Here is a 17,586-nt window from a genome sequence, read left to right as displayed (position 1 = left end):
GCGGATGCCGTGGTACGACGCCTCACGCCTCGCCGCCCAGGTAGTAGCCGACACCGCGCACCGTCCGGATCGGATCGGGCGGGCCGAGCCGGCGGCGCAACTGGCCGATGAGGACGTCCACCACATTGGACATCGGCTCGCTCGCCTCGTCCCAGCAGCTCTCGATCAGCTCGGTGCGCGTCACGACCTCGCCCGCGCGCAGCATCAGCACCTCAAGCACTGCGAACTCCTTGGCCGACAGGCTCAGCAGCACCCCGGCCCTGGACACCCTGCGCCGTGGCAGATCGACCTCCAGGTCGCCCGCCCGCAGGACCGGCGGCCGCGCGGGCCGTTCCCGGCGGCACAATGCCCTTACCCGTACGGCCAGTTCGGCGAAGGCGAACGGTTTGACCAGGTAGTCGTCCGCGCCGTGCTCGAAGCCGGCCACCCGCTCGTCCACCGCGTCCAGCGCCGTCAGCAGCAGAAAGGGCATCGCCGATCCGGTACTCCGGTGTGCGGCGAGCAGCGTGAGCGAGTCGCCGTCCGGCACCGAGCGGTCGGCCACGACACAGTCGTAGCGATTGACGGCGAGCTTGAGATCCGCCTCGGCCAGAGTCCCCGCCAGATCCACCGCGAAGCCCTCGCCACGCAGCCGAGCGGCGACGACAGGGCCCAGCTCGGGATCGTCCTCCAGGACCAGAACGCGCATGGCCCGGAGCTTAGACGGTGCCTGTGTCGCCCGAGTGCGCGACTTTCGTCGCGGGCCGGTGCGACGAACGGATGCTGTGTGCCCGGGCGGGGGTGCCTACCGTGGGCGCGTGGATGTGACGATGAAGGCCCTCGATGTCCGGGAGGACATCCGGAAACACCTGGGCGCGGCGGGTATGTGGCCCCGGCGGCGGATCGTCGGCGAGACGGTGCTGGCCCTCGTGCTGGCCCTGTTCACGGCCGTGAACCTGCCGGACGGGAGCGTGCCGCGGGCGGTCGCCGTGGCGGTGGCCGTCGTGGTGGCTGTGCTGCTGCGGCGGGCGTTCCCGGGGAGCGTGCTGGTGTTCACCGCGGCGCTCGCGGGCGTGCTCGGCGCCTTCTGGCTGTTGCTGATGGTCGTGAGCTGGTCGGCGGGGTCCAGGATCGAGGCGCCGCGGCGGGCGCTCACGCTGTTCGCGGTTTCGTACGTCCTCTACGCGGGACTCTCCGTCCAGCAGGCGGCGTTCCCGCTGTCCGCGCCGCAGACGCTGTTGTTCGCCACGCTCGGATTCCTGGCGGCGGTGGTCGTACCCGGTCTGGCCAGTCGCTATCGCGCCCAGCGGCACAGGCTGCTGCGCGCGCTGCACGAGCAGAACGCCCAGCTGCTGCGGGAACGCGAGATCATCGCGTCCCACGCGCGCCTGCGGGAGCGGCAGCGGATAGCGCAGGACATGCACGACAGCCTGGGCCACCAACTGGCGCTGATCGCCGTCCACACGGGCGCGCTGGAGGTGGACCGGGGCCTGACGGACGGCCAGCGCGAGGTGGTCGGCGTGCTGCGGAAGGCGTCCGTGACCGCGATGCACGAACTGCGCGAGGCCGTCGGCATCCTGCATGACGGCACCCCGGACCGGGCGCGGGAGCGCGAGGACGCACCGGAGACCGTCACCCGGGGCGCCGCGGGGATCGACGCCCTGGTGGCGGCGGCGCGGGGCACGCGGGCGGTCGTGGAGCTCCGGTGCACGGGCGAGGCACGGCCGCTGGCCCCCGCCGCCGACCACGCGGCGTACCGGATCGTGCAGGAGGCCCTCACCAACGCCCTCAAGCACGCCCCGGGAGCCCCGGTCACCGTGGCGCTGCGCTACGAGCCGGATTCCCTGGTGGTCGAGGTCGCCAACGGACCGGTGCCCGCGCCGGCCGAGGACGCGGGGCAGACCGTGGTCAGCGGCGGGCAGGGCCTGACCGGGCTGCAGGAACGGGCCCGGCTGATCGGCGGCCTGGTGCACGCGGGGGCCACGGCCGACGGCGGGTTCCGGATCGCGGGCGTCCTGCCCTATCCGGGGCGGGAGATGGCGACCTTCGTCGACACGGCGGACGACTTCCGGGGGCAGAGCGGAGGGCAGGTGCCCGGAGACGGTGGCGACCTCATCGACTGGTCCGGTCCGCCGGACAGGCAGAAGGAGTTCGACATCGCCATGGGAAGCAGGAAGAAGGGCCTCTGGATCGGATGCGGTGGCGCGCTGCTGGCCTTCGTGGTGCTCGGGGGGCTGGCCGTCGTGTTCATCGTCAAACTGGTGGGCGATGAGGCCGACAAGCTCATGCTCGATCCGTCGGTCTACGCCTCGGTGCGGGTCGGCGACACCGAGGCGGCCGTACGGGACAAGCTGCCGCACGGCAGGTCCTTCCTGGCCAGGGCTCTGGACAGCGACCACGGTTCTCCCCCGGTACCGCGCGGAGCGACGTGCTCGTCCTACCTGTCGAGCGGGGACTGGCCGGACGAGGGAGGCAAGGCACCCGCCTACCGCTTCTGCTTCCGGGACGGCAGACTGATCGAGAAGCGGACCTTCATGAGCACGTCGTAGCCATGAGCACGTCGTAGCCACGACCACCTTGCAGGAGAGCTGTGATCAGGGTTCTCGTCGCGGACGACGAACCGCTCATCCGGGCGGGCATCAGGATGATCCTCACCTCCGCCGACGACATCGACGTCGTCGCGGAGGCGGCCGACGGCCGCGCGGCGGTCGAGCTGGTCCGCGCGCACGCCGTCGACGTGGCCCTGCTCGACATCCAGATGCCCGTACTGGACGGTCTGTCCGCGCTGGCCGAACTGCGCCGGGCGGCACCGGCCGTGCGGGCCCTGATCCTGACGACGTTCGGCGAGCGGGCGAACGTACTGCGCGCGCTGAGCGAGGGCGGCGCCGGATTCCTGCTGAAGGACTCGGCACCGGCCGAGCTGATCCAGGCGGTACGGGCGGCGGCGGCCGGGGACGCGTATCTCTCGCCCGCCGCCACCCGGCACGTGGTCGACTCGCTCGCCTCCAGCAGGGCGGCAGAGCGCGGCGAGGAGGCCCGACGGCGCCTGGAAGCCCTGAGCACAAGGGAGTTGGAGGTGCTCGCGCTGCTCGGTGAGGGGCTGTCGAACGCCGACGCGGGCGCCCGGATCCATGTGAGCGAGGCGACAGTGAAGACGTACGTCAGCCGCATCCTGACGAAGCTGGGGTGCGAGAACAGGGTCCAGGCGGCGCTGCTGGCGCGGGACGCGGGGCTAGGGCCCGACTGACCCACCGGCGCTCGGGGTTCATCCCGGAGGCCGGACCGTGAATACCGTCCCCGCCACCGCCGACACCCGGCCGGTACGGCAGCCCACCGGGCGGATGTACTCCGACTACCTGTACTCGGCCGGCGAGAACCCGCCGGAGACGCAGGACCCGGACAGGACGCGGATCCTGACCAGAAGCTGACCGCCGGGCTCTCGTGTCCCGTCCGATCGGGGTATGGCCAGGCATACCCCGAAGACGGGGCCTGGCCGGCAGGGTCGGTGCGCTGCGGGCGGTTAGCGTTGTTCCCGTGCCCGGGAATCCGCAGACCGTGTGGGAGTCGATGCAGGGGCGCCGGTTCCTCCTGGGCGCTTGGCCGTGGCGTGCGCTGGGATACCTGCTGGCGTCGGTGCCGCTGATGCTGTCGGCCGGTGTGGTGATCGGGGCGCTGGCGCTGCCGTGGCTCATGGCCTGGTCGCAGGTCGTCCACGGAGTCCATGTCCCACCAGGCGGCATGCTCGCCTCGGTGTTGGGCGGGGGCGTGCTGATCGCCGTCGGCGCTCCGCTGGCGGCGATGCCGCTGGCGGTCGCGGAACGCAGGAGGCTGGCTCTGGTGGACACGCGCCCGGTGCGCTCGGGCCACCGGGTGCCGCCGCGGCCCGGTCCTTGGCCGTGGGTCCGGACCCGCTGCCGCGAGGCGGCGACCTGGCGCGAGGTCGCCTATGCCGTCCTCTTCGTCACGGTCGGCCCGGTGGCGTACCTGGTGGTGTTCGGCGTCGCGTTCTTGGTGGCCGGGTTCATCGCCGCCCCGCTGCTGGTCCATGACGACACTCCGGTGGCGCTCGGGTTCGGCAGTGCCGGCACTGTCGGCGACGCCCTGTGGTACGCGCTGGCGGGGGTGGTGATGCTTCCCGCCGTGCCGTATCTCCTGGCCCTGCTCGCCGGTGCGCACGGCGCGGTGGCGCGGGCCCTCCTCGGCGACGGGGACGAGCACCGGCTGCGGGCCGAGCTGGTGGAGGTGGCACGGTCACGGGCGCGGCTCGTGGACGCGTTCGAGGCCGAGCGGCGCCGCATCGAACGCGACCTGCACGACGGCACCCAGGAACGGCTCGTCAGCCTGACGCTGCGGCTCGGTCTGGCGCGTCTGGACATCGCGCCGGGGACCCAGGCGTACCAGAACGTGACCGACGCCCATGAGCAGGCCAAGCAGCTCATGGGCGAGCTGCGGGAGCTGATCCGCGGCATCCACCCCAGAGTGCTGACCGACCGGGGGCTGACGGCGGCGCTCGGCGAGCTCGCCGACCGGTCCGCGATCCCGGTCACCGTACGCACAGAGCTGACGGACGTGACGGACCGGCTGCCCCAACACGTGGAGACGACTGCGTACTTCGTCGCCACCGAGGCACTGACGAACATCGCCAAGCACAGCCGGGCCACCGCCGCCTCGATCACGGTCCGGCGAGAAGGGCGGACGCTGGCGGTCGAGGTCCTCGACGACGGCATCGGCGGCGCCGACCCGGTGCGGGGCACGGGCCTGACCGGCCTCGCGGACCGGCTGGCGGTGGTCGACGGCAGAATACTGCTGTCCAGTCCGGACGGCGGACCGACCCTGCTACGTGTGGAGCTTCCGTGCAGCCAGAACGATCTGCGATCCGGGTAGTCCTGGCCGAGGACGGGCTGCTGCTCCGGGAAGGCCTGGCCAGTCTGCTCGGCAGGTTCGGTTTCGAGGTCGTGGCGACGGTCGGCGACGCGGAGGGGCTCCGGGCGGCCGGCGCGGAGCACGAGCCGGATCTGGTGGTGACCGACATCCGGATGCCGCCGGGTTTCACCGACGAAGGGCTGCGCGCGGCCGTCGAACTGCGGCGTACCCGCCCCGGCACGGCCGTGGTCGCCCTGAGCCAGTACGTCGAGCTCAGCTACGCCTCCGACCTGCTCGATTCGGCGGACGGCCGGGGCGTGGGCTACCTCCTGAAGGACCGTGTGGTCGATGTGGAGGAGTTCGCCGCCACGCTGCGCAGCGTGGCGGCGGGCGCAACGGTGGTCGATCCGCAGGTCGTGCGGCAGCTGCTGCAGCGGCAGCGCGACCCGCTGTCGAGCCTGTCGGCACGCGAACGCGAGGTGCTCGGTCTCATCGCCGAGGGTTGCTCGAACGCCGCGATCGCCCGGACCCTGGTGGTCTCCGAGGCCACGGTCGGCAAACACGTCGGCAGCATCTTCGGCAAACTCGACCTGCCGCCGACCGAGAGCACCCACCGCAGGGTCCTGGCGGTGCTCGCCTATCTCCGGAATTCGGCTCGCTGAGCGACACCGCGAAGGATGACGGTGGCGGTCATCGCCAGCCAGACCTGCAGGGAGAAAACCGCTATGCGCTCCGCACCGCCCATTCCGAGACCGAAATAGTTGTCGCCGAAGTGCACGATCGTCCCGGCGAACGCGAGCGTCCCGATGACCAGAGTCGGCACCTTGAGGGCCCTCAGCGGTCCACGCCCGAAAGCCACTCCGGCGACGAGCAGCCCGATGTTCCCCCCGACCATGATGAACAGCGCACCGAGTACATGCATATTGAGATCGACGTCAGCCGGCCACAACGCGGCGAGCAGATACCCGCAGGCGCCGATGCCGATCAACACCCGCGCGGTCACCGAGGCCCGCCCTCTTCCCCAGGCCTGCGCAGTGAGCAGGACACCGAGGAGGACGAGCAGTGCGGCCACGACGATCGCGCCGTTGAACAGCGTATGCGCGGGAGAACATATATAGCGGACGGGTGGATTGTCGACGGGGTCGGTGTTCCCGCAGGACACGTTCCCCAGGTCGCTGATGTTGTTGTTGCGCAGACTGTACGGGGTATTCCAGGCCAGCTGGGCGATGATATTTCCGAGAACGAAAATTCCTGCGCCAACGATCCAGGAGACGGCTCCGATTCGGGTGACCGTGGAATCAGGAATTCGGTGATGGATGACCATGACGGTCATCGAACCATCGGCACCTCGGCACGGTCATCACGGCGGCCAACCAATCTCAGGTGGGGCCAGCCATACCGTGGTAGAGAGCACCGTCGGTGGTGTTGGTGGTGTGCCTGGGTGCACTCACGGTGCCGTTGCGGTTCGCCGCGATACGTTCACTGCGACTGGCGCGGCCCGTGCCGGGGCGCGTGGCAGCTGCCCGGCGGCCGGCGAGGGCGGGGGTGACATCGAAGGTCTGACCTTCGAGGACGACGAGGAGCTCGCGACGGGCACACCGCTGTACGCGGGCGAGGACTGGGCCGTGGCTGACGCACCCCGCCCCGACGCCGGGGCGCTGGCCCCCCGACAGGTGACTCGCCATGACACAGCCCGTGCGGATTCCCGCCGACGGAGTGTCGCTGGACCGGTTGCTGGTCGCCGCGTTGCTCCAGCGCAGGACACCCCGGCTCCAGGTCGCCGCCCCGGAGGGCATCCTTGCGACGCCTGGCCGGCTCGCCCGACAAGCCACTGGCCACCAGTCCGGTGATGCTGTCGTTCCGGCCTCCCTGCCGAGGGCGTGGACGAGGCTGGTGTCATCGATCTCGGAGCGGACGGCACCGTGAACTTCGCTCTGCGTACCTCTGCCGAACAAGACGCCCTCGTCGCCGGATTCGGCCGGTACCTGCACTCCCTCACCTCCCCCGTCCAGATCCTCGTACGTGCCGAATACCTGGACCCGTCCGCGCAGATCGGCGAGTTGAGGCCGCGGGCTGTGTCTCTGTCCCACCCGGCTCTGGAGGCCGCCGCCCGCGAACACGCCTACTTCCTCGACAAGCTCGCTCTCGGCCGAGATCTCCTGTGCCGCCAAGTCCTACTCGTCCTGCTGGAGCCCGTACGGCCCCGCATTCCCACCGTCACGACCGGAGCCGCCGCACGACGCGCGGCCGAGACACGGCTGCTACGCCGCGTCCACGAGGCCGCCGTCCTTCTCGGTCCCCTCGGCGTGTCCGTCACCCTGCTGAACGCCGGACAGGCAACCGCCGTCCAAACCTCCGCCTGCAACCCCAACAGCCTGTTGCCGCCGTCCTCGGCGCTCGCCGGTGCCGACGAGGTCATCACGACGGCGGCGGACGAGGACTGGGCTGACGCCCCGGCCGTGACCCGGCGGGACGGGAGGGCAGCCTCATCGCCTCGGCCGCGAGCGAGGTCGGACAGGAAAAGTCGTCACCCATGTGCAGAAGGGTGGGCCTGTGTTGGACCTGCCATCGCCTTCTTCACGCGTGGGTCTGAGGCGAGCCTGGCCGGCAACCGGGTGGCCGCGTCGATTCTCGCGAACAGCAGCTGCTGCACGGTGATTTTGGTGATCCTGTCCGGAATATCGGTGGTGAGCCCTCCCATCGAGGCGCGGGTCAGATCAGCACCTCGCAGATCGGCTTCGGTGGTATCGGCTCCGCTGAGGTCGGCGGAGCCCAGCGTCGCATCGCGCAGGTCTGCCTTGTTCATGGACGCGTTGCGCAGGTCCGCACCCCCCAGGTAGGCGCCTCGAAGATCCCCGAAGACCTCGGCTTGCCGCAGGTCCGCGTCGGGCAGGAACGCGCCGCGAAGATCCGTTCCCAGCAGGTTGGCTCGGCGCAGGTCCGCACCATCCAGGTAGGCGTCCCGCAGGTCCGCGGCCATGAGCGACGCGTCACTCAAGTCCACCTGGCTCACGCTGACATTCCGCAGGACCGCACGGAACAGATTCGCTCGGCGCATGACCAAATGATCGGCCCCTATATCGCTCAGCCGGGCTTGACTCAGATCGGCGCCGCTCAGGTCCGCATGGTTGAGGGTCGCGTCCCGCAGGTCGGTATGGCTCAGATTCGCGCCGCGCAGGTCGGCACCGCTGAGGTCGACGTGGGGGAGATACGTTCCCTCAAGGTCTACGACGGCCGTACCGTCATGCTGGCCGTCCCTGACACACAGCACCGAGAGGGCTGCCGCCGCGTCCCTGGTCAGACGCCCCGGGACGGGAGCGCCCTTCTTCGGTTTCGGCGCGTGCGCGCGAATGTAGGCGGAGAGGATGTCGATCACGGTGTGCTGATCGCGTGGGGAGTCCTGCATGATGCGCTGCAGGGCGTAGATGCCACCCAGGCGCACGTCCTCGGAGTCGGCGCCGAGGTTGCCGACGGCCACGTTATAGCGGTCGGTTATCTGTCCCTCCTGGGTGATGGCCTGCTCATGGCCTACCTGTTTGATCGACACCCATGCGAAGGCGGCAACGGCGAGAGTCGCCATCGTGGCGAGCAGGCCGAGGGAGCGTTCCAGACGGACCCACCAGTTCATGCGCTCGGGTGCGGCACCGCTGTGCGCCGCACCGGGATGCGGATCACCGGCGGCGACCGACCCGATGAGCGTACGGGGCCGCCCAGTGGCCCCTGCGCGCTGGCCGCGCTGCCGGGCTCCGAGTGGGGAGGCGACCGGCGCGCTCCGCGGTGGCCTCCTCCGCCCGGCGATGCGCTGGAGTTGCGCACGCCGCGCCCCCGGCCGTGGTGTGCCCCCCGTTGTCATGAACCCACTGTGAGCCCACCGGAGGGCGACCCGCTCGCCGTTTGCACAACTAACGCATGCTGGGTGACTCCCTGATGCGGATCCCGCGAGTCCGTCGGGCTAGTGGCGCGGGTCCAGGAACCCGCCCGGGTCTTGCTGATCGCCACCAGCGTCGGGCCCAGCACACGGAAGGTCATTGTCCCGTCGCATTGAGCACGTCAGCTGGATGCGCCCTGACCTGCGAGGTGTCAGGTCCGGGTGAGACTTGGGTCGAGGACGGACGGCCTTGAGTTCGGGGGTCGGATCTGGAGGGATCGGGTCTCTCATCGATCATGGCGGGTATGGGGGCTTTGAGCTGTGGTGCGTCAGCTTGGCCGAGACGTCACCGGCGGGTTTCTCACGCAGCATGGCAGTTTCGGTGCATTGATCAGCTCCAGTAGCTGCCGTTGGTCGCTGCCGCTTCCCACGTCTGGAGCTTGAGTTGCTGCCTGCAGGAGGTGGTGGCCGACGTCGCCCATGCCTCGAAGGTTTCGGGGTCTTCTGCCAGGCCGTGCAGTTGCCGGGCGGACTCCTGAGCTTGGACCATCCAGGGCGCGAGGGCGTCCTCGGCCAGGACCCGGTCGAAGCGTTGCCGCGCGACAGCGGTCTCACCGGTCAGTCCGGCAGCGATCCCGGCGTGGTGGTTGTCCCAGAAGTAGCCGGGGCGAGGCTTCTGCGATGTCAGGAAGTCGGTGGTGGAGGCCAAGTCGATGAACCTGGCCCGGTGTTCCAGCGCCAGGCCGGCGGCTCGTTGCGCGAGGTTCTCTGCGTCGAGGGCGAACTGGGCGGGGTTCACGAACCGCTCGAATCCGGGCTCACGACCGCCGACATCGAATGCCAGATGGTCTCTGTCCTGCCACAACCACATCACGCCGACGTTCAGATAACTGCCGTCATTCCGGCCGGGCTGGAACTCGACGATGCCCAGCCACCATCCGTGGTCGTCGATCCAAGTGCGTGACCTTCCGCGCTGCTGGAGGCCGAGGGGCTGGAGGGCCTCACGGGCCGCCGCCGTGACCAGGCGGGATGCGGGAGATGTGGCTGCCATGTCGATCATTGTCCGCGGCTTTGCAGTGCGTGCTCCAACCGAGGGTGCAGAGCAGGTCGCAGACCTTGTTGGTGACCTCGACCTGGTTGTAGCGGGACGGCAGCGGCAGGCCGATGAACCGGGCGAACTCGACAGAGGGCGTCGATGTGGCTGTCGGCGTCGCCGTGCACGTTCATCGCGAAGCTGTCCCTCGCGAAGTGGAGCCCGCCCGAGGCGTCTTCCTCAGGCTGCCCGCTGATCCGGTGCCTCGCGGGCTCCGGATTGTCCGGGCCGGGCACCGTCTCCACCGGCGCGGCGAGCGTCACCGTCCGGCCGGTCCGCACCTCCTGGGTGGCAGCCACCACGCGGTCAGGAGTGAGCGCGTCCAGAGCACCCCGGTCCTCCGAGGCCCAGGCAGCGCGCGAGAGCAGGCGCCGGTACAGCGCGTCGAACTCGGTCGCCGTCAGCGGTGGCGGTCCGGACGGACGGGCATGCGTGGCCATGAGTCAGCGCCCGGTCTCCGCGTCGAGAGCCTTGTCGAGAGTCATGGCGGCCATGATCAGGGAGAGATGGGTGAACGCCTGGGGGAAGTTGCCCAGTTGCTCCCCGCTCGGACCGATCTCCTCGGCGAACAGCCCGACGTGGTTGGCGTAGGTCTGCATCTTCTCGAAGGTGTAGCGGGCCCGGGCCAGCCGCCCCGCCCGTGCCAGCGCGTCGACGTAGAGGAAGGTGCACAGGCTGAAGGTGCCCTCCGAGCCGCGCAGCCCGTCCGGCGATGCCGCCGGGTCGTAGCGGTAGACGAGGCTGTCCGAGACGAGCTTGCGTTCCGTCGCGTCGAGCGTGGAGAGCCACGCCGGGTCCTTCGGGGCGATGAACCCGACCCTGGGCATGAGCAGCAGCGAGGCGTCCAGGACGTCGCCGTCGTAGTGCTGGACGAAGGCGCGCTCCTTCTCGCTCCACCCTCGTGCCATGACCTGCTCGAATACGGTGTCTCTCGCCGTGCGCCACCGCTCCATGTCGGCGGGCCTGCGGAACGACTCGGCCAGGCGCACGCCGATGTCGGGCGCTCGTCGTCCGGTACCCGGCTCAGCCGCAGCTCCTGCGCCGCCGTCATCAGCCGCTCCGGGCTGTCGAACGGCGGTGACCGCGACTCCGCCGCGAGCGCCCGCAGCGTCCGGGATGCCACCGCTGCGGCGCGCGCCAGCCGGTCCGCGTAACGCCCCGGCGGGGGAGCCGGCATGAGCCACATCTCCGCTGCAGCCATCAGCACGATCCCGGTCGCCAGCCCGGCCAGGCGCGCCCCCAGCGTCGCGGGGGCGTACGGCGGAAAGCACGCCAGGATGTAGAGCGCCTGGAGGCCGCCTGCCAGCCCGCCCAGTCGGGGCGCGCCCACCCCCGCGTACGAAACCAGGAAGCCCACCCCGAGCATCCCGAGGGCCGCCGTCCACGAGTGCGCTCCGAGCACGGTGCCCAGGGTGACCAGCGCGGCCGCGACCGGCAGCACCGCCAGCAGCGTGCGGGCGCGGTCACGCGGCGTGCCCGGGACGAAGGACATTCCGCCGGTGGCGATGGCGCCGAACAGCGCGTAGACCGCTGCGACATGGTTTCCCAGGCCGTAGCGCGCCGCGTAGAACCCCGTGCAGGCCACCAGCGTCACCCGCGCCGAACGACGCACCGCCCGCAGGCCCGGATCACGGGCCCGCAGCCATTCCGGCCCACCGCGAAGGGGCACCCGTGGCCTCCTCGTCGATTCGGTACAGAGACACGCCCACCCCCCTGTTCACGGTAGGGCGGACGGGTACGCCCGGCCACCGCACCCGGGGCCGGTCAGGCGAGAGGGACCAGGACCAGATACTTCTCGCTCCGCAGGTCCTTGTGCGCGTCCCACAGCCGGAGGACGAGGCCCGGGCGTGGTGCCCTTGGTTCGGGCAGACCGTTCGATCTGGTACATATCTGGCACACGCAGCAGATCTACCCGAGGCAGGTTCGCGGTTGAGATGCCCTCAGAGCCGGGAGGTGTGTGCGACCGGAGGCAGAGGTGCGTCAGTAGCCGGTGCCGCGCTTGACCTGGGCCCGCTCGATCTGATGGGTCGCACCCTTGTCGTCCAACGTGCGACACGCGTCGGTGATGTCCTGGCTCAGGCGATCGATCTGCTCGCGGCTCAGGGTCTCCTTGACCAGGGCACGCATGATCTTCACCCGTTCCGCGTTGGGCGGGAGCGTGTACGCCGGCACCATCCAGCCGCGCTCGGCCGAGAGTTGCCAGGCGACGTCGGACTCGTCGTAGGCGTGCTTGCCGGCGAGGCGGAAAGCGACGAGCGGCAACTGCTCGAGGTCGCTCCCGATTACTTCGAAGCGGCCGCTGCTACGCAGGTTGTCCGCCAGCACGTGGGCGTTCTCCTGCAACATCTTCATGACGTAGGTGTAGCCCTGGCGACCGAGCCGGACGAAGTTGTAGTACTGCGCGAGCACCATCGACGCGCCGGTAGAGAAGTTCAGCGTGAACGTCGCGTCGGTCTTGCCCAAGTAGTTCTCGTGGAACACGAGGTCCATGGGCAGGTCGGACTCCTCGCGGAAGACCAGCCAGCCGATGCCGGGGTAGACCAGGCCGTACTTGTGTCCCGAGACGTTGATCGAACGGACCTGCTCGAGCCGGAAGTCCCATTTCGAGTCCGGGTAGAGGAAGGGCCACACGAATGCGCCGCTGGCTCCGTCAACGTGGATCGGGATGTCGAGGTCCCGCTCCTTGCGGACGTCCCGCAGGAGCTTGTCGATCCCGACGACGTCGTCCTTGTGGCCGGTGAACGTGGTACCGAGGACGGCGACGACACCGATCGTGTTCCCGTCGAGGTGAGGCTCCACGTCCTCCGGGCCGATCGTGTACTTGCCCTCGGCAAGCGGCACGATCCGCGGCTCGACGTCGAAGTAGCGGCAGAACTTCTCCCACACGACGTGGACGTCCCCGCCGAAGACCAAGTTGGGTCGGTCGGCCGGCAGATTGGCCGCCCGGCGGCGCTCCCGCCACTTCCACTTCAGCGACAGCGCCCCGAGCATGATCGCCTCGGACGAGCCCTGGGTCCGACATCCGGTTGTCCTGCCCGGCGCGTTGAAGAGTCCGGCGAGCATGCGCACGCAACGCTGCTCGATCTCGGCGGAAATCGGGTACTCCGCATGGTCGATGAAATTGCGGTGGAGATTCTCGGCGATGATCCGTTGCGCCTCCGGCTCCATCCACGTGGTGACGAACGTGGCGAGGTTACGCTGCGGGTCACCCTCCATGGCGAGGTCCACATCCAGCAGCCTCATTGCGTCCGTCGCAGCCATGCCTTCCTCGGGGAAGGTCTCCGAGGGAGCGGGCACGGTCAAGAATCGGTTGCCGAAAAGAGCCGCATCGTCACCCTTGGTCATATGACGATTCAAACAGCGCCGGTGCCTGCCTCGGCGAGGGACACGCCGAGATAGGGCAGGCACCGACCAGCCTCCGAAGTTCGTCGGCTCGTCTGCCCCCACACACACCGACCCGCCCAACTCCCATCCCGGACGTCGAAGCGGTCGGTGCTGCCGAACGGTTCGACCCGCAGACCCGCAGATCGAGTATCAGGGCTGCCTCCCTCGGTCCGCGGCGGCGTCGCGACACACCGCGGTGACAGACCGCGGCGAGCCGGCGCAGGAGGTGGGCGATGGTCGAGCCGGTGCCGAGACCGACGGTCATGCCGTCCTCTGTCAGCTCGGCCGCAGCCTCGGCGGCACGTTGCCTCTCATGCTGGACGCTCACGGTCCTCCCCCTTGACCAGGCAGGTCTCAGGCTCAGGGCGCCAGGCCCGGGCATGCGGTGACGCGGGTCATAGGATGAACTGCTCGACCGCGTTCGCGAAGCCCTCCTCCTCGTTGCTCGTTGTGACCCGCCTCGCCGCGCGCTGGACCTCGTGACTGGCGTTGCCCATCGCGATGGACAGTCCCGAGTGGGCGAACATCAGTACGTCGTTGGGCATGTCGCCGATCGTGGCGATCTGTTCGGGGGAAATCCGGAGCTTGGCGGACCAGTACTTGACGACACCCCCCTTGTTGGCCTGCGGATGGGTCACATCGAGGTAGTAGGGCTGCGAGCGCGCGGCCGAGACATGCTCGCCGAACTGCGCGCGAGCTGCGACCGCGGCCGCCTCGACGACCTGGTGGTCATCGCTGACCCCGACGACCTTGGCGACGCCCTGCTCGAGCCCGTCGAAGCCGGGCACGAGCGTGGGCGCGAACTGCACCGTCCAGCTCTCGCGGTCCACGTGCGGCCCCTTCACGTCGCGGACGTACCAGTCGGCACCCCGGTAGATCCAGACGCCTAGGCCGAACGACTCCATCAGCGCGACGACCGGGGCCACCACCTCCTCGGGAATGACCTGCTGCTCGACAACGGTCATATCCGGGTTGACGATGAGACCACCGTTGAAGGCGGCGAGTTCGTTGACCAGCGCCAAGGGCTCGATGATCATGGACATGCCGCGGGGCGGTCTCCCGCTGGTCACCGCGAAGAGGACGCCGGCGTCGTAGAGCTTGTGGACCGCACGGACGGCGCGGTCGGTGAGGACCTTGTCGCTCGTGACCAGAGTGCCGTCGACGTCGGCAAGAAGCAGGCGGATCGGGCAGGTTGGCATCACGCCTCCGTAAGCTCCGGGCGCGGCCGGTCCGGGTGGGGAGAGGCAGCGGCTCATGGATGCGGGGGACCTGTGGGAGGGGTTCCCGGTCGGCTTGGTTTCCGAACAGAGGGAAAGACCAATGCCCTTGAGGGCGCGCAAATTTTGGATGTACCCCTTGGGCTTCGATATAACCCTGTCAGAGCGAAGTGGTGAATATAAGGGATATGTGCGAGTGTTAAGGACTATATGGCGAAGCTCTTACGGGGCCTGACGTCCAAAATTCAAACAACACATTTTGGGCCGGCCCCTGAGGGGAGCGGGCAGTGGCGCAGGCAAGCCAGGACAAGACGGCCCACGTACTGGGGGTCGACATCGGCGGGACCGGTATCAAGGGAGCATCGGTCGACCTTGAGCTCGGCAGCCTCATCGGTGAGCGGATCCGGATCCCGACCCCGCAACCGGCGACCCCGGAGGCAGTCGCGGACGTGGTCGTGCAGGTGCTCTCCCAGATCGGCGTCCCAGGACCGGTCGGGCTGACGCTCCCGGCAGTCATCCGGGGCGGCAAAGTCCAGACGACGGCCAATATCGACCCGGCCTGGATGGAGACGGACGCGGCCCAGCTCTTCGCACGAGCGACCGGCCGCGACGTGAAGGTAGTGAACGACGCCGACGCGGCCGGGATCGCCGAGATGCGCTTCGGCGTCGGCAAGGGACGCAAGGGCGTCGTCGTGATGGTGACACTCGGCACCGGTATCGGCAGCGCCGTCTTCTCCGACGGGTTCCTGGTGCCCAACAGCGAGCTGGGGCACCTGCCGCTGCACCACGGGGATGCCGAGGACTGGGCCGCGGAGTCGGTACGCGAGCACGACGACCTGTCCTGGAAGAAATGGGCGCACCGTCTGGAGACGTATCTCGAGCTCGTCCAGCGGCTGCTGTGGCCCGACCTGATCGTCATCGGTGGCGGCGTCAGCAAGAAGGCCGACAAGTTCCTGCCGCACATCGAGCTCAGAACCGAGATCGTGCCGGCGCAGCTGTTGAACGATGCGGGCATTGTCGGCGCGGCGCTCATCGCCCCGGCCGGGAAAGCTCAAACCTAGTCTGCCGCGCTCGATATGAGCGCAGGGGCAGCACCTTCAGGGAGGCTCGCATTGAGCGGCAACGACCTGGAAACACTTTCCGTCAACACGATCCGCACTCTGTGCATGGACGCCATCCAGGCGGCCGACTCCGGCCATCCGGGGACACCGATGGGAATCGCTCCGGTCGCGTACACGCTCTGGCAACGCTTCCTGCGCTTCGACCCGGCCGACCCGATCTGGCCCAACCGCGACCGCTTCGTGCTGTCGGAAGGGCACGCCTCCGCGTTGCTCTGGTCGCTGCTCCACCTCGCCGGCGTGCAGGCTGTCAACCCCGACTACGAGGTCCTCGGCCGACCCGCCGTGGCCCTCGACGACCTCAGGACGTTCCGCCAGCTCGGCTCGCGCTGCCCCGGGCACCCGGAGTACCGGTGGACCAGCGGCGTGGAGACCACGACCGGCCCGCTCGGCCAGGGCGTTGCGACCTCGGTCGGGATGGCGATCGGCGGGCAGTGGCTCGCCGCCCGGTACAACCGCGACGACTTCACCGTCTTCGACTTCGACGTGTACGCGATGGCCGGCGACGGCTGCATGATGGAGGGGATCTCCTCGGAGGCTGCCTCGCTCGCGGCCCACCAGCGGCTGTCCAACCTTTGCTGGATCTACGACTCGAACCGGGTGACGATCGAGGGCCACACCGACATCGCGTTCACCGAGGATGTGGCGGCCCGGTTCATCGGCTACGGCTGGAACGTCACCACCGTGGCCGACGCCAACGACCTCGACGCCGTGGCCCGCGCGCTGCACAACTTCAAGTCCGAGAATGAGCGCCCGACGCTCATCGTGGTGCACAGCCACATCGGCTACGGGTCACCGGTCGAGGACACCCCGAAGGCGCACGGAGCGCCGTTCGGCGTGGAGGGCGTCAAGTCGACCAAGCGATTCCTCGGGATGCCGGAGGACAAGGACTTCTTCGTTCCCGACGGCGTCTACGAGCACTTCGCCGCAGGCGTCGGCGCGCGCGGTCGCGAAGCCCGGACGAGCTGGGAGGCTCGATTCGAGGCCTACCGAACCACCCATCCCGACCTCGCCGACGAGCTGGAGCGCATCCAGCGGCGTGACCTGCCGGAGGGCTGGGAGTCGGCGCTGCCGACCTTCCCGGCCGACCCCAAGGGCATCGCCGGCCGTGACTCCAGCGGCCAGGTGCTCAACGCGCTTGCCCAAGCCGTGCCGTGGGTGCTTGGCGGGTCGGCGGACCTTTCGCCGTCGACCAAGACCAACCTCACGTTCTCCGGCGCCGGCGACTTCCAGGCCGATGACCGCTCGGGGCGCAACCTGCACTTCGGGATCCGCGAGCACGCCGCCACCGCGATCACGAACGGGATGGCGCTGACCAAGCTGCGCCCGTACTGGTCGGGGTTCCTGATCTTCTCGGACTACGCACGCGGCGCGATCCGGCTTTCAGCGCTGATGGAGATCCCGGTCGTGCACATCTTCACCCACGACTCGATCGGGGTCGGCGAGGACGGCCCCACCCACCAGCCGGTCGAGCAGCTCGCGTCGCTGCGCGCGATGCCGGGGCTGCTGGTGTTCCGCCCGGGCGACGCGAACGAGGTCGTCGAGACCTGGCGGGTCGTCGCCGCGCTCAGGCACGAGCCGGCGGTGCTGGTCCTTTCCCGTCAGGCACTGCCCACCCTCGACCGCTCCGAGATGGGGGCCGCATCCGGGGTGGCCAGGGGAGCCTATGTTCTGGTCGACGCGGTGGACGGCAAGCCCGACGTCATCCTGCTCGCCACGGGGTCGGAGGTGCAACTCGCGCTCGCGGCCCGTGACGAGCTCGCCGCCGAGGGCCTCGCGGCTCGCGTGGTCAGCATGCCCTGCTGGGAACTGTTCGACCGCCAGCCCAAGGAATACCGCGACTCGGTCATCCCGCCCGGGGTCAGGGCCCGGGTCGCCATCGAGCAGGCGGCGACCCTCGGCTGGGACCGTTACGTCGGCGACGGCGGCGCGGTCGTCGGCATGCACACCTTCGGGGCATCGGCGCCGCTCAAGATGCTGCTGACCAAATTCGGTTTCACTCCCGAGAAGGTCACCCAGGTTGCCCGCGAGTGCGTGGCCGCCGGTAGGGAGCGGGCGTGAACG

General features: G+C 69.4%; 15 protein-coding genes and 1 pseudogene. 8 read left to right on the top strand and 8 right to left on the bottom strand.

Features of this window, described 5'->3' with window-relative positions; genetic code table 11:
* Window positions 1-22: 22 nt before the first annotated feature.
* Complete coding sequence (locus tag KVT45_RS33145; protein WP_217552833.1) at window positions 23-688, bottom strand: response regulator transcription factor; 666 nt, start codon at window positions 686-688, stop codon at window positions 23-25.
* A 121-nt stretch (window positions 689-809) separates the two neighbouring features.
* Between KVT45_RS33145 and KVT45_RS33140 the strand changes: the two genes are divergently transcribed.
* From KVT45_RS33140 to KVT45_RS33120, 5 genes are all read left to right on the top strand, one after another.
* A complete protein-coding gene (locus KVT45_RS33140; protein WP_254647713.1) occupies window positions 810-2,528 on the top strand; it encodes a sensor histidine kinase in 1,719 nt (572 codons plus the stop codon).
* A gap of 41 nt (window positions 2,529-2,569) precedes the next feature.
* Window positions 2,570-3,226 (top strand): response regulator transcription factor, encoded by a 657-nt coding sequence (locus KVT45_RS33135; RefSeq protein ID WP_217552832.1) that lies wholly within the window; start codon window positions 2,570-2,572, stop codon window positions 3,224-3,226.
* Between the two features lie 37 nt (window positions 3,227-3,263).
* Entirely contained in the window at window positions 3,264-3,407 is a 144-nt protein-coding gene (locus tag KVT45_RS33130) for a hypothetical protein (RefSeq protein ID WP_217552831.1), read from the top strand.
* A gap of 106 nt (window positions 3,408-3,513) precedes the next feature.
* Complete coding sequence (locus KVT45_RS33125) at window positions 3,514-4,863, top strand: sensor domain-containing protein (protein WP_308310928.1); 1,350 nt, start codon at window positions 3,514-3,516, stop codon at window positions 4,861-4,863.
* Window positions 4,833-5,504 (top strand): response regulator transcription factor, encoded by a 672-nt coding sequence (locus KVT45_RS33120; protein WP_217552830.1) that lies wholly within the window; start codon window positions 4,833-4,835, stop codon window positions 5,502-5,504. The genes KVT45_RS33125 and KVT45_RS33120 overlap by 31 nt, the downstream gene beginning before the upstream one ends.
* On the opposite strand, the gene KVT45_RS33115 is transcribed toward KVT45_RS33120, so the two are convergent.
* Window positions 5,480-6,175 (bottom strand): DUF998 domain-containing protein, encoded by a 696-nt coding sequence (locus KVT45_RS33115; protein ID WP_217552829.1) that lies wholly within the window; start codon window positions 6,173-6,175, stop codon window positions 5,480-5,482. The genes KVT45_RS33120 and KVT45_RS33115 overlap by 25 nt on opposite strands.
* A 350-nt stretch (window positions 6,176-6,525) precedes the next feature.
* Between KVT45_RS33115 and KVT45_RS33110 the strand changes: the two genes are divergently transcribed.
* Complete coding sequence (locus KVT45_RS33110) at window positions 6,526-6,768, top strand: hypothetical protein (RefSeq protein ID WP_217552828.1); 243 nt, start codon at window positions 6,526-6,528, stop codon at window positions 6,766-6,768.
* A 601-nt stretch (window positions 6,769-7,369) separates the two neighbouring features.
* On the opposite strand, the gene KVT45_RS33105 is transcribed toward KVT45_RS33110, so the two are convergent.
* From KVT45_RS33105 to KVT45_RS33080, 6 genes and pseudogenes are all read right to left on the bottom strand, one after another.
* Window positions 7,370-8,470: a pentapeptide repeat-containing protein gene (locus tag KVT45_RS33105; RefSeq protein WP_254647686.1), complete on the bottom strand. Its 1,101-nt coding sequence runs from the start codon at window positions 8,468-8,470 to the stop codon at window positions 7,370-7,372.
* A gap of 631 nt (window positions 8,471-9,101) precedes the next feature.
* Window positions 9,102-9,761, bottom strand: coding sequence for a hypothetical protein (locus KVT45_RS33100; RefSeq protein WP_217552827.1), 660 nt, complete (start codon window positions 9,759-9,761; stop codon window positions 9,102-9,104).
* A 5-nt stretch (window positions 9,762-9,766) separates the two neighbouring features.
* Window positions 9,767-10,243, bottom strand: coding sequence for a hypothetical protein (locus KVT45_RS33095; protein ID WP_254647685.1), 477 nt, complete (start codon window positions 10,241-10,243; stop codon window positions 9,767-9,769).
* 3 nt (window positions 10,244-10,246) lie between these two features.
* Window positions 10,247-10,801 (bottom strand): annotated as a pseudogene (locus tag KVT45_RS33090) (glycoside hydrolase family 15 protein); the annotation flags it as partial.
* Between the two features lie 982 nt (window positions 10,802-11,783).
* A complete protein-coding gene (locus tag KVT45_RS33085) occupies window positions 11,784-13,148 on the bottom strand; it encodes a glutamate decarboxylase (protein WP_217552826.1) in 1,365 nt (454 codons plus the stop codon).
* 434 nt (window positions 13,149-13,582) lie between these two features.
* Window positions 13,583-14,386: a Cof-type HAD-IIB family hydrolase gene (locus KVT45_RS33080; protein ID WP_217552825.1), complete on the bottom strand. Its 804-nt coding sequence runs from the start codon at window positions 14,384-14,386 to the stop codon at window positions 13,583-13,585.
* Window positions 14,387-14,691: 305 nt separating this feature from the next.
* Here KVT45_RS33080 and ppgK point away from each other — a divergent pair, with 305 nt between their 5' ends.
* Both ppgK and tkt read left to right on the top strand, forming a co-directional pair.
* On the top strand, window positions 14,692-15,465 hold the full coding sequence (ppgK, locus tag KVT45_RS33075; protein WP_308310927.1) for a polyphosphate--glucose phosphotransferase: 774 nt from the start codon (window positions 14,692-14,694) through the stop codon (window positions 15,463-15,465).
* A gap of 51 nt (window positions 15,466-15,516) precedes the next feature.
* Entirely contained in the window at window positions 15,517-17,583 is a 2,067-nt protein-coding gene (gene tkt, locus KVT45_RS33070; RefSeq protein WP_254647684.1) for a transketolase, read from the top strand.
* The last annotated feature ends 3 nt before the right edge of the window (window positions 17,584-17,586 follow it).

The organism is Streptomyces sp. GbtcB6 (assembly GCF_019091475.1).
GTDB lineage: Bacteria > Actinomycetota > Actinomycetes > Streptomycetales > Streptomycetaceae > Streptomyces > Streptomyces hyaluromycini.
This window is presented reverse-complemented; position numbering and strand designations above follow the sequence as displayed.